The sequence below is a fragment of the Candidatus Dormiibacterota bacterium genome (genome assembly GCA_036495095.1).
GTDB lineage: Bacteria > Chloroflexota > Dormibacteria > Aeolococcales > Aeolococcaceae > CF-96.
In genome coordinates this window covers 1-12,289 of record DASXNK010000170.1, presented here as the reverse complement: position 1 = coordinate 12,289, position 12,289 = coordinate 1, and the positions used below count along the sequence as shown (strand labels likewise).

The following is a 12,289-nucleotide window of genomic DNA, read 5'->3' as shown; positions in this document are numbered from 1 at the left end:
GCGCGAAGCTCACCGGGGCTCCGGCGAGCTGGCTGTCGGGGGTCGCCGGCGCCCACGCCGGGATCGCGATGCAGGGCAATCCCCAGCCGGGGACGCCCGTGTACCGGCAGGGGTTTGCGCCCTCGGTCGGCTTCGAGGACTGCGCCAGCGTCTTCCAGGCCGGCCAGCACGTCTGCAACGGCACCACCTGCTACGACAACGTGCTGGTCACCGACGAGTTCGCCCCGAACGCGCAGTCGAGCGGGCACCAGCGCAAGTACTACGCGCCCGGCATCGGCACCGTGAAGGTCGGGGCCGCGAGCGGGGTCGATCCCGAGACCCTGACCCTGACCCAGGCGTCGAAGCTCTGCGCCGCCGCGTTCTCGCAGATCCGCCAGCAGGCGGTCGACCAGGACGGTCGCAGCGGCAGCGTGGCGAAGAGCGTGTACGGCGCGGCTCCGGCCGCGGCGCAGACGCTCACGGCCCAGCTCGCCTGCTGACCCCCCGGCGGACCGTGGCCCGTCACCGCACCGCAACGGTGGCGGGCTACCGTCCGCCGGCATGGTTCTCACCGAGCGTCAGGACGCCCTCTGCACCCGGTCCCGCTGGGACTTCTCCGACCTGCGTGCGGTCTTTCTCAGCTGCACGCTGAAGCGCTCGCCGGAGGTGTCGAACACCGAGGGGCTGGCCCGGATCTCCACCGAGATCATGCGCAGGAACGGCGTCGCCGTCGAGCTGGTCCGGCTGGTCGACCACGAGGTGCCGGTCGGCGTCTGGCCGGACATGAGCGAGCACGGGTGGCCGGTGGACGAGTGGCCCGCGATCTTCGCGAAGGTGCAGGCGGCGGACATCCTCGTCCTCTGCACCCCGATCTGGCTCGGCGAGAAGTCGTCGGTGTGCACCAAGGCGATCGAGCGCCTCTACGGCAACTCGTCGCAGCTCAACGACGCCGGACAGTACGCGTACTACGGCCGCGTCGGCGGCTGCCTGGTCACCGGCAACGAGGACGGCATCAAGCACTGTGCGATGAACGTCCTCTACTCGCTGCAGCACCTCGGCTTCGTCATCCCCCCGCAGGCGGACGCCGGCTGGATCGGCGAGGCGGGGCCGGGGCCGTCGTACCTCGATGACGGCTCGGGCGGTCCCCAGAACGACTTCACCAACCGCAACACCACCTTCATGACCTGGAACCTGCTCCATCTCGCGCGCATGCTCAAGGACGCCGGCGGCATTCCCGCGCACGGCAACCAGCGCGCCGGCTGGGACGCCGGCTGCCGCTTCGACTTCGCCAACCCCGAGTACCGCTGACCCGCGTAGCATCTCGGCACATCGGCTGAGCAGGGACGGGGGTGGTGTGGTGGCGAGGATGCCGGCGGTGATGGTCGCGGCGGTGCTCGGCCTGGTCGCCTCGGCGCCGGCCAGGGCGGCGGCCGCCGCCCCGGTGTACGCACCCGTCGACCGGCCGGGGCCGGCGCTGAGCGTCCCCGGGCCGGTGCTGGCGCAGAGCCTGCAGTGCACCGCCAGCGCCGCCGCGTCGAGCCGCGAGGTGGTGCTCCTCGTCCCCGGCACCACGGTCACCCCGAAGGAGGACTTCGGCTGGAACTGGATGCCGGCGCTGAGCGCGCTGGGCTGGCCGTACTGCTCGGTGACCCTGCCCGACCACGCGATGAGCGACGCGCAGGTGTCGGCGGAGTACGTCGTCCACGCCATCCGCGAGGTGCACCGCATCAGCGGGCACCGGGTGAGCATCCTCGGCCACAGCCAGGGCGGCACCGAGCCGCGGTTCGCGCTCCGCTTCTGGCCCGACCTCCGTCCCATGGTCGACGACTACGTCGCGTTCGCCGCCACCAACCACGGCAGCATCCCGGTCGACTCGATGTGCTCGTCGAGCTGCGCCGAGGCGCTGTGGCAGCAGCGCTACCACTCCCGGTACACCGAGGCGATGAACTCCGGCCAGGAGACCTTCGCGGGCATCTCCTACACCGACATCTACACCCACACCGACCAGTTCGTGCAGCCGAACCTCGACGGGTCGGGCACCACCTCGCTGCACGGGGGCGGGGGGCGGATCACCAACGTCGCCATCCAGGACGTCTGCCCGCAGGACCTCACCAGCGAGCACGTGGCGGTCGGCACCTACGACCCGGTCGCCTACGCCATCGCCATCGACGCGCTCACCCACGACGGCCCCGCCGACCCGGCGCGGGTCTCGCGCGCGGTGTGCTCCGAGGCGTTCATGCCCGGGGTCGTCCCGGCGCAGTTCCCCGGCGCGTACGCCGACGGGATGAACACCATCGCAACCGAGCTGCTCACCCACCCGCAGGTGGCCGCGGAGCCGCCGCTGAAGGGCTACACGCTGGCCGGATAGGGGTGATCCGTCGGGGCCCCGCCCGCGAGCCCACCACCTGAACCCACTGACCGGCCACCGCCACGGTCGCCGGGCCGCCGACGGTGACAGCGTCACCCCACGGTTCGAAACCTTGACAACTCTTCACCGAGCGGGAGGCGTTCTGTGCTCAGAATCGACACGGACGCGGAGCCGGCAGACCAGGGGGGTACGGTGACCATCAGGACGGGCCGGTGAACGGCGCCACCGAGATGCTGAGCCACGCTGTCGGCATCGCCTTCAGCATGCTCGGGGTGGCCGCCACCGTCGGCTGGGTCCGTCACCGCGGGCGCAGCCGGGCATGGCTCGCCGCCGCCCTCGGCCTGCTCGGACTGGTCAGCCTCCTGGCCCAGCTGCCCGAGCTCCTGGGCATCCGGCTGCCCGGCGCCGCCCAGGTGAGCCTGGTCGCCTTCACCGGCTCGGGCCTCGCCCTGATCGAGCTGCGCGGGGTGCTGGTGCCGATGCGCCGTACCGCCCACCGGCTCGCCCTTGCCGCCGCCGGCCTGGTGACCGCGACCGCGCTGGTGGTGCCGCTCCCCTCCGGTGCCCACGCGCGCTACTCGCCGCTGCAGATCGCCGTGGTGCTCGCCGTGATCCTCCTCTGGGCCGGGTGCGTGAGCGAGCCGGCGACCACCTTCTGGCGCGCCTCCCGCAGCCGTCCGCGGGTGCAGCGCGCGCGTCTCCGGGCGCTGTCGGCCGGCTACCTCGGCCTCGTGGTGCTGCTGCTCGTCGCCCTCGGCGCCGGCTCGGCCGGCTCGGTCACGGGGACGCCGCTGAGCAGATGGCTGGCGGCGCCGATCGAGCTGCTCTTCCTCGCCATGGTGCCGGTGCTCTACGCCGGCTTCGCACCCCCGGGATGGCTGCGCCGCGCCTGGCGCGCCCACGAGGAGGACGCGTACCGGGACGCCGTCCGCGAGCTGCTGGTCTTCTCCACCGACGAGGCATCGCTGTCGGCGCGGGCGCTGGAGTGGGCGGTGCGCCTGATCGGGGCCGAGGCCGGGGTGCTGCTCACGCCCTCGGGCCGGCTGGTCGCAACCCCGGGCATGTCCGCGGACGACGCCCGCGACCTGGCCGGGACCGTGTCCTCCCACGAGCGCGCCGTCGCCGTGTCCACCGGCCAGGGCGAGCGTCTGGTCGCCCCGCTCCGCGGGGAGATCGGCGACGGCGCGCTCGTCCTCCTGGCCGGCCCCTTCAGCCCCTTCCTCGGCGGCGACGAGGCGCGGCGGCTCGGCGAGTATGCGACCTCGGTGTGCATGGCCCTCGAGCGGGTGCGCATCGTCGAGGCACTGGCCCGGCAGACGGCGAGGATGCAGACCCTCCTCGAGGCGGTGAGCGACCTCGGCGAGGGGCTCGTGATCACCGAGAACGGGATGCTCGTGTACGCCAACGACGCCTACGTCGCCATGACCGGGTACGCCCGCGAGGAGCTGATGGGACGCAGCCTGCTCCACCTCGCCCCCGAGGACATTCGGGCGGAGCTGGTCGCCCGGCTGCGCGACCGCCTCGCCGGAGAGGACGTGCCCCTCCACTACGAGTCACGGCTGCTCACCCGCGACGGTCGGGAGATCGACGTGGAGGTGGCGCTGCGCACCCTCGCCGACGAGGGTCCGGGGCGTCTGTTCACGATCGTGCGCGACATCACCGAGCGCAAGCGCGCCGAGGCGACCCTCTCCGCCGCGGCGCGGATCGACCCGGTCACCGGGGTCGCCAACCGGCGGGTGTGGGAGCAGGAGCTGGGCCTGGCGCTGAGCCGTTCGCGTGCCGACGGCCGCCCCCTCAGCGTCGCCATCCTCGACCTCGACAACTTCAAGAGCTTCAACGACGATTGGGGCCACCCCCGAGGCGACCGGCTGCTGCGGGACGTCGCCACCGCCTGGGAGCACGCCCTGCGCGACGACGACTTCCTCGCCCGCTACGGCGGCGACGAGTTCGCGGTGATCATGCCGGGCTGCTCCGCCGCCGACGCCCGCACGGTGCTGCAGCGGCTGCGCGAGGCGACCCCCGAGCGGCAGCAGACCTCCGGCGGGGTCGCCCAGTGGGACCGCGGCGAGTCGCCCGACGAGCTGGTCGGCCGCGCCGACGCCGCGCTCTTCGAGGCGAAGCGCTCCGAGCGCGGGTCGATCGCGATCGCCGCCGCCGGCGGCGGGGGCGATCGCTTCACCGGCTGGTCGAGCCACATCGGCCGGCTGCTCGAGGACCAGCGGCTGCGCTCCGCCTACCAGCCGATCATCCGGCTCTCCGACGGCTCGGTCTTCGCCTACGAGGCGCTCGCCCGTCCCGAGAGCACCGAGGCCCACGGCAGCGTCGAGGAGCTGTTCGCCGCCGCCCACCGGCTGGGCCTGACCCGTGACCTCGACTGGCTGAGCCGCAAGGTCGCGGTGTGGGGCGCCCGCCACCTCCCCGACGGCCCGCTGCTCTTCGTCAACGTCAGCGCCTCGGCGCTGCTCGACCCCGTCCACGACGTCGACCAGATGCTGCTGCTGCTGCGCACCACCGGCCGCAGCCCCGACCGGGTGGTGCTCGAGATCAGCGAGCGCGAGGCGATCAGCAACCTCTCCCGGCTGCGGCAGGTGCTCGCCAGCTACCGCCGCGAGGGCTTCCGCTTCGCCCTCGACGATGTCGGCGAGGGGCACTCGACGCTCGAGGTGCTGGTCGCCGCCGACGCCGAGTTCATCAAGCTGGCGTCGAGCCTGACCCGGCGCATCCACGCCACCACCCCCGATCCCGCGATCCGCGCCATCGCCACCTTCGCCGCCGCGACCGGGGCGGTGCTGGTGGCCGAGGGCGTGGAGAGCCCGGGTGCGGCGGCGGCGCTGCGCCGCCACGGCATCGGCCTCGGTCAGGGCTTCGCGCTGGGACGCCCCATGTTTCCCGTCCTCGCCGCCGTGCCGGTGCCCGTGCCCGAGCTGCGGGCCGGCTGACTTCGGCGACCTCCCGCCCGCCTCAGATGCGGGCCCGGGGGGCCGCCGCCGGATGGCGGCCCCCCGGCGTCGCTCAGAGCTTGATCTCGCTGATCTGGATGACCGGGGTGATGTCGGTGTAGTTGGGGATGTCGCCCATGATCGTGCCCGCCTTGGGCCCGAAGGAGGTCTGGAAGTCCTCGACCGAGTCGAAGATCAGGTGGCCGACGGCCGCGAACGGGGCGGGGGCCCCGGGGGTTCCACCGGCGAGGCCGGCGTCGACGCCCATGCCCTGCAGCGCCGCTCCCACCTCGCTCTGCACCATCGGCATGTGGGTGTTCAGATAGTAGTCGAGGTCGAACCTGCTGCCCTCGGAGTTGGGATAGAGGACGCTGACCTTGATCATGCGGATCTCCTCGCGGTGGCCTGACGAACCGTGGTGAACCGCTGTGGAGGGTACCCGAGAGCCGCCCGCGGCTGAGGCCCGCTGCAGCCGGTCTCCGGCTATGCTCAGACCCGATGAAGGGGCGGGCGGTGCGGCACCTGGCGGGCGCGGGCGCGGTCCTGCTCGCGCTCCTCGGGGCCTGGGCCGGCCACACCCTGGAGTACGCCCGCCTCAACGGCACCGCCGGCCTGGACCGGGCGGTGCTCGGCGCGTCGCACCTCTACATGCTGCCGCTCGGCGCGGCGCTCAGCCTGCTGCTGGCCCACCGCGGGCTGCGCTGGTGGCGCCGCTGGGCCGCCCTCGGTGAGCGGCTCGAGCACGCCCGAGCCGCGCTCCACGGCGCCCTGCGCGGGGACCGGCTCCCGCCGCGGCGGCCGGGCGGGAGCGGCCCTGGCTCGGCCGTCCCGGCGGCGCGGCTCTGGGTTCCCCTGGCGGTCGCCCAGGTCGCCCTCTACCTGTTCCAGGAGAACGTCGAGGCCGCCGCCGCCGGCCACACCGCCCCCGGGCTCGGACCGGTCACCGGGGTCCACTGGGCGGCGCCGCTGGTGCAGGCGGCGGTCGCGCTGGTGCTCGCCGCGGCGACGGCCCTGGCCGCCCGCCGGCTGCGCGGGCGCGCCTCCCGGCTGCACCGCTGGGAACGCTTCGTCGACCACCTCGTCCGGGCCCGCACCGGTCTCGCCGAACACCCCCGCCCGCTCTCCGGCTGGCGGCCGTCGCCACTGCAGCGCTTCGGCGCCCAGCTCTGGAGCCGGCCGCCCCCGGCCTGACCGCGCCGCCGCCGATGCAGTGCACGCGGACCCCGCGTGCATCCACGGTCAGGGACAGGTCAGGGGGACTGCACATGCAGCGCACGCACATCCGGATCCGGCTGCTCCGCCCGCTCCTCGCCGCCGGGGGCGGCGCCGCGCTGGCACTCACCGCGGTCGGCGGGGCCTCCGCCCACGAGCATCGCACCGTCGCCCAGGGGGCGTACACGATGACGGTGGGCTGGAGCGGCGAGCCCACCTACACCGGCGGCAGGAACGCCGTCCAGCTCTTCGTCAAGGACGCCCAGGGCGGGGCGGTCACCGATCTCGGCGCCGACAGCCTGACGGTGCAGGTGGTCTACCAGGGACAGACCAGCGACGTGCTCGCGCTCGAGCCCGCGTTCGGCGCCACCTACGGCACCCCGGGCGAGTATGACGCCGCGCTCCAGCCGACCCGGCCGGGCGACTACACCTTCCACTTCACCGGGGCCATCCACGGCAGCAGGATCGATGAGTCCTTCACCTCGTCGCCGAAGACGTTCAACGCGGTGAAGGACGACACCTCGATCGAGTTCCCGGTGAAGGACCCGGGCCGCGGCGACCTCTCCACCGCGGTGCAGCGGCTCGGCACCCGGGTCGCGCCGCTGCCGGCGCGGATCACCGCCGCGCAGAGCAGCGCGCAGACCGCCGGCGACGCCGGGAACCGGGCGACGGTGATCGCGATCGTCGCCCTCGCGCTGGCGGTGCTGGCCGGCGGCGGCCTCGGCCTGCTGCTGCGGGTCCGCGGCGCTGCGGCCGGTGTCCCCGCCGAGACGGCTCGGGCGGCCGGGTCAGGCGCGCCGGGCGGTCGCCGCTGAGGGCCGCCGCCACGCCTGGTAGCAGGCGAGGAAGGCGGTGGTCGCGGTGGGGTAGCCGGCGAGGAAGGCACGCACCCCTGCGGGCGCGAGGGTGGATCCGCGGTCGATGCCGCGGACCATCCGCACGCCCTGCAGGCCCACCAGCCTCCGCGAGTCGCGGAGCCCGAGCGTGGCCAGCACCCCCAGGCCGGCGAGGGCGAGCAGCGCCGGGGTCACCACCGTGACCCGCAGCAGCGCCACGTCGAGGTGGCGCTCGGAGACCAGGGCGGCGCCGGTGAGCGCGATCGCGGCGACGAAGGTGGCCAGACCGACCCGCTGGCGGCGGCCGCGGCGCATCAGCTCACCGTGGGCGCGGTGGTAGGCCTCGCAGATCCGCCGCGCCGCCGGCGCCCCGCTGACGATGTCCCCGGGGCCGAGCGCGGCCGCCGCGGCGGAGGCGGCCGCCACCGGCACCCACGGCGCGCGGGGCGGGGGGGCGGGCTGCCAGTCCCGGGTCAGCAGCGCCCGCCGCAGCGGGTCGAGCTCGCGCGCCCGTTCCACCCCGAGCGCCTCCCGCAGCGCGGTGGGCAGGATGGGGTCGGAGACGGAGGTCGGGGAGAGGGTGCGCATCGGGTCGGCACCCATGGTGCATCCACCGCGGCGATCGAACGGTGGCATCGGTGTGACATCCCCCGCGCTCCGTCCCGGTTCACGATGCGGTTCTTGACCGCGGTCACAGACGTCCGGACGGAGATGGCCGATGATGCGGCGGCCGGCCGCCGGCGTCGCGCGCACCCCACAGGGAGGCTCGTCTCATGACCGTGCAGGAGCAGGTGTCCACGGGGCTCGACCGGCCCGCGTTCGTCCGCACCCTCGACTTCCTCCACGAGCTCGGCCTGCTCTCGGCGGCGGAGATGCAGGAGGTGCTCTCCGTCCTCGAGCCCGACTTCCCGTTCGCGACGGCGCTGCGCGAGGCCAGCTCGGTGCACGTCCACTCCAAGGTCGAGGACACCCGGACCCTGCCCCACGACCGCATCCTCGAAGCCGGCGGCCGTCCGGAGAGCCAGGTCGACGGCTACGTGAAGTACCGCTTCGACGGCGGTCTCAACATGATCTTCTCGTCGATCAACATCTCCGAGGACGACCTGCTGCCGGGCGAGCCGATGCCGGACCTCCCGGCGATGGATCACAAGGGCATCGACCTGCGCCGCGACACCGAGGCGGTGCGCGCCGCCTTCGGCGCGGTGCCCGAGCTCGCCCTCGGCCAGGGCTGGCGCCACGTGCCCCAGGGCGGCGAGGGCCAGCCCGTGTACTGCTGCCACACCGAGGTCGAGGGCAAGCACTGGGTGTACCCGCCGCAGACCGGCGCGCACACCCGGCCGATCGAGTTCGCGGTCGGCGACCTCCAGATCCACGACGCGAAGATGGGCTGCGACCTGCGCCCGATCGACCCCGCCCATCCGCGTGCGGCGGAGGCGAGGGCGGCGCTGTCGGCCTGCGCCGCCGCCCATGCCGAGGGTGAGGAGGCGGCGGCGGAGCCGGCGGCGGGTTCCAGCTACTACGAGCGCGCCGACCTCGCCCACTTCGCCGACATGGGGGCGCACGCGAAGCCGCTGATGGACCGCTTCTGGGCGTACTACAACGCCACCTTCGCGGTCGACGGCGCGCTCACCAAGCGCGAGAAGGCGCTGATCGCTCTGGCGGTGGCGCACGCCAAGCAGTGCCCCTACTGCATCGACGCCTACAGCAACTCCTGTCTCGACAACGGCGCGACCGTCGAGCAGATGCACGAGGCGGTGCACTGCGCGGCGGCGCTGGGCGCGGGCATCGACCTGGTGCACGGGGTGCAGATGCAGAACGCGCTGCGGGCGCGCGGCGCCATGTGAGGCGCGTGAGCCGGGCGAGGCCGTGGTGGGGGGCCGAGTTCAGGGGTGAAGGGCCTCGCCCGGCGAGAGGTGCGGTGCCGGCTGCGGGGAGGGGGCCCGCCGAGGTGACGGTGCAGCGGGCCCCCCGGCCCCGGCGCGGTGGTGTGACCGTGCCGCCCTATGACGTCGCGGGAGGCCGGTTTCCTACGCGCCGATCTGCGCGAGCAGGCGGTCGAGCGCGGCCGCGTCGATCTCGCCGACGTGGACCGCGCGCACCGTGCCCCCGGCGTCGATCGCGACGCTCACCGGCAGGCCGCCGACCGCGTACCCGGCGCCGGCGCGGCGCTCGGGATCGAGCACCGCCACCGCGGTGACGCCGGGCACGTCCGCGGCGAAGGCGCGCACCGTCGCGGCGTCCTCCCCCTGGTCGAGGGCGAGCACCACCAGGTCGGGGTGGGAGGCGGCGGCGCGGGCGAGCAGGGGCAGCTCGCGCCGGCACGGCCCGCACCAGCTGGCCCAGAAGTTCAGCACCACCGGGCGTCCCACCTGTTCGGCGAGCACCACCCGGCGCCCGTCGAGCGCGGTCAGGATGAACCCCGGGGCGGCGGCCCCGACCCGCACCGCGCTCTCCGGCCGCCGGTCCTGCTCGCCGGGCTCGCCGAGGAGGACGTCGACCCGGTCGAGCAGGTCGGTGACCGCCCAGGAGCCGGTGTGGGCGTGCCCCTCCGCCTCGGGGGAGAGCATCCGGGCGAGCGCCTCGGGGAGGGCGTGGCCGAGGTGGGGCTCGCCGGGGAGGATGAAGCGCGGCACCCCCTGGGCGTCGAGGACGGCGGCGAGCGAGTCGTGGCTGACGTCGTAGGTCTCGGGCCGGCCGGTCAGCCAGTCGCTGGGGGGAGGCCCCGGGTACGGCACCTCGTGGTACGAGGCGTGGAGCGCCGACCAGAACACCCGCAGCGGCGCCGCCGGTGCGGTGAGCAGGGGCCACCCGGCCCCGGTGCGCCGGGCGTACTCGGCAAGGGTGGCGGGGGTGTCGCGGCCCGGATCCATGGTCACCTCGGTGATCCGCACCCGGCCCTCCCAGCCCCGGGCCCTCAGGGTGCGCTGCAGGTCGCCGAGCACCGCGGTGAAGAGCGGGCAGGTCTCGTGGCAGTGGGTCGCGAAGGCCGCCACCACGGTGGGCAGGCCGCCGAGGGTGACTGGGCGTCCCGCCTGGTCGGTGAACGTGGTCGGCGGCACCGGCCGCACCTGGCCGCCGCTGACCAGCAGGCCGAGGTTCACCCCGTCGTTGCCGGCGTAGGCGGTGAGCCCGCCGCGACCCAGCGCGACCAGCACCGGGGTGAGCCGGTCGCCGGTGACCCGCATCGTCAGCGGTGCCGAGAGGGTGCGGCCGTCGAGGCGCGCGGTCACCTGGCGGTAGAGGCCGGCGGGCACGTCGAAGCCGCCGAGGTCGGTGGGCTGGGGCGCGGGGGCGACCGCGCGCGCGGGGGTGTCGAGCCGGGCCGAGCCGTCCGGGCCCGAGAGCTCGATCCCCGCGAGGGCGGCGGGTCCGCCGTCGGCACGGGTGGCGATCAGCTCGATCCGGCCGGTGGGCGCGCGGTGGAGCGCGGCGACGCCGGCGCCGGTGCCGGCGGCGAGCACCACCAGGACGGCGGCGGCGAGCAGGGCGCGTCGCGGCATCGTCAGCCGCCGGGGGACCGCGGGCTTGCTGGTCATGGGAATGCAGCGGCTAGCCTACTCGCCCACGCCGTCATCGCCGTGCACCGCGCTACGCTCGCGCCCACATGGCGCCCACCACCACCGAGGACGGCCCCGCGACCCGGCCGTCGCTGCGCACCCGTGGCCTCTGGGTGACCCTCGCCGTCGGCGCGCTGGTCGCCGTCTACGCGGTGGTCACCGGCGGTCGCGACTCCGCAAATCCCGACGCCCCCCGCCCGGCGGGCACGGTGACCTTCCCGGAGACCGTGCGGAGCCACGTCCAGGGCACCGTCCGGTACGACCGCACCCCGCCCGCCGGAGGTGCGCACGACCCCCGGTGGCTGAACTGCGGCGTCTACACCCAGCCGGTCCGCGACGAGAACGCGGTCCACTCCCTGGAGCACGGGGCGGTGTGGATCACCTACCTCCCCTCGCTTCCCGCCGACCAGGTGTCGGTCCTCCGCCACACCGTGCAGTCCCGGTACGGCGGCGGCGACCGCTACGTCATCCTCAGCCCGTATCCGGGCCAGCCCGCCCCGGTGATCGCCACCGCGTGGGGCAACCAGCTCGCCCTGCAGAGCGCCACCGACCCCCGGGTGGCCGGCTTCATCGAGCACTTTCGCGAGGGCCCCCAGACACTGGAGCACGGGGCGCCGTGCGCTGGGGGAATCGGGGCGCCGGCGGGCTGAGCGGCTACAACCCCAGATCGCGACGGGCGACGCGCAGCCAGAGCGCCGTGTAGAGGATCTCGGCGATGAGGCAGAGCATGCCGCCGGTCGAGGTGAGGGTGCGGAGGTGCACCTGGGGGAGGCCGCGGGTGCCGGCGAGCAGGTACAGCACCGCCGAGGGCGCGGCCACCAGCATGCCGAGCGTCCAGGCGCCGCGGATGCGCAGGGCGATGCCCACGACCGCGGCGAGGGTGCCGGCGGCGTTGAGGTAGAAGAGGACGGCGAGATAGGGGACGGCGCGGCGCACCAGCTCGGCGCGGTCGAAGTGGACGACTCCGCCGATGGTGAGCAGGAAGACCCCGGTGACGGTCACCGCCAGCGAGGCGACCTCGACGCGGAGCCCCGCCGCCGCCCTGGGCACCGTCCTGCTGACCGAGTACATGCGGTTCCCCTCCTGCCCGGACGTGAGGGGATATTGTCGCCCGGCGCACCCGACCGGCGCCGGTCACCAGTTCGCGTGGGGGGTCAGGCGCCGATCTGGAAGCTGCCGGAGAGCGGCGGGCAGCGGGGCCGCCCCCAGCATGGCGGCGGCCAGCCCGGCGCCCCCGATCCCGACCACATCACCGGGGAGACGTCCGACGCCGACTTTCCCACGTACAGGGGATGACGCCACCTCGACCGTGGGAGAACATGTCCCGATGCCCTCCGCCCTGACCACCCTGCCCCTCTTCAGCGAGCTCGACCGCGCCGACGTCGACCGCCTGGTGGC

The 12,289-nt window shown here is 74.6% G+C and carries 11 protein-coding genes and 1 pseudogene; 8 read left to right on the top strand and 4 right to left on the bottom strand.

Translation table 11 applies throughout. From position 1 onward, the window contains the following. The 4 genes from VGL20_17400 to VGL20_17385 all read left to right on the top strand — a co-directional run. The coding region (locus VGL20_17400; protein ID HEY2705461.1) for a hypothetical protein at positions 1-479 on the top strand (479 nt) is incomplete at its 5' end. Between the two features lie 61 nt (positions 480-540). Continuing rightward, the gene (locus tag VGL20_17395) at positions 541-1,287 is read left to right on the top strand and encodes a flavodoxin family protein (GenBank protein ID HEY2705460.1); all 747 of its coding nucleotides are present in this window, start codon (positions 541-543) and stop codon (positions 1,285-1,287) included. A 58-nt stretch (positions 1,288-1,345) separates the two neighbouring features. Further along, positions 1,346-2,347, top strand: a complete 1,002-nt coding sequence (locus VGL20_17390; GenBank protein ID HEY2705459.1) for a lipase — start codon at positions 1,346-1,348, stop codon at positions 2,345-2,347. Between the two features lie 212 nt (positions 2,348-2,559). Then, positions 2,560-5,286: an EAL domain-containing protein gene (locus tag VGL20_17385; GenBank protein HEY2705458.1), complete on the top strand. Its 2,727-nt coding sequence runs from the start codon at positions 2,560-2,562 to the stop codon at positions 5,284-5,286. A gap of 73 nt (positions 5,287-5,359) precedes the next feature. Here the strand turns inward: VGL20_17385 and VGL20_17380 are convergent, their stop codons facing one another. After that, complete coding sequence (locus VGL20_17380; protein HEY2705457.1) at positions 5,360-5,671, bottom strand: EthD family reductase; 312 nt, start codon at positions 5,669-5,671, stop codon at positions 5,360-5,362. Positions 5,672-5,784: 113 nt separating this feature from the next. Between VGL20_17380 and VGL20_17375 the strand changes: the two genes are divergently transcribed. Together VGL20_17375 and VGL20_17370 are read left to right on the top strand one after the other, a co-directional pair. Continuing rightward, positions 5,785-6,477, top strand: a complete 693-nt coding sequence (locus VGL20_17375) for a hypothetical protein (protein HEY2705456.1) — start codon at positions 5,785-5,787, stop codon at positions 6,475-6,477. A gap of 74 nt (positions 6,478-6,551) precedes the next feature. After that, on the top strand, positions 6,552-7,313 hold the full coding sequence (locus VGL20_17370) for a hypothetical protein (protein HEY2705455.1): 762 nt from the start codon (positions 6,552-6,554) through the stop codon (positions 7,311-7,313). Here VGL20_17370 and VGL20_17365 read toward each other — a convergent pair. Next, complete coding sequence (locus VGL20_17365; GenBank protein HEY2705454.1) at positions 7,287-7,937, bottom strand: hypothetical protein; 651 nt, start codon at positions 7,935-7,937, stop codon at positions 7,287-7,289. The genes VGL20_17370 and VGL20_17365 overlap by 27 nt on opposite strands. 908 nt (positions 7,938-8,845) lie before the next feature. Between VGL20_17365 and VGL20_17360 the strand changes: the two are divergent. Beyond that, a pseudogene (locus VGL20_17360) lies at positions 8,846-9,178 on the top strand (arsenosugar biosynthesis-associated peroxidase-like protein). 183 nt (positions 9,179-9,361) lie between these two features. Here VGL20_17360 and VGL20_17355 read toward each other — a convergent pair. Next, entirely contained in the window at positions 9,362-10,870 is a 1,509-nt protein-coding gene (locus VGL20_17355) for a redoxin domain-containing protein (GenBank protein HEY2705453.1), read from the bottom strand. A gap of 68 nt (positions 10,871-10,938) precedes the next feature. On the opposite strand from VGL20_17355, the gene VGL20_17350 reads away from it, so the two are divergent. Then, positions 10,939-11,541, top strand: a complete 603-nt coding sequence (locus tag VGL20_17350; GenBank protein HEY2705452.1) for a DUF3105 domain-containing protein — start codon at positions 10,939-10,941, stop codon at positions 11,539-11,541. A 4-nt stretch (positions 11,542-11,545) separates the two neighbouring features. Here the strand turns inward: VGL20_17350 and VGL20_17345 are convergent, their stop codons facing one another. Continuing rightward, complete coding sequence (locus tag VGL20_17345; GenBank protein HEY2705451.1) at positions 11,546-11,962, bottom strand: hypothetical protein; 417 nt, start codon at positions 11,960-11,962, stop codon at positions 11,546-11,548. Between the last annotated feature and the right edge of the window lie 327 nt (positions 11,963-12,289).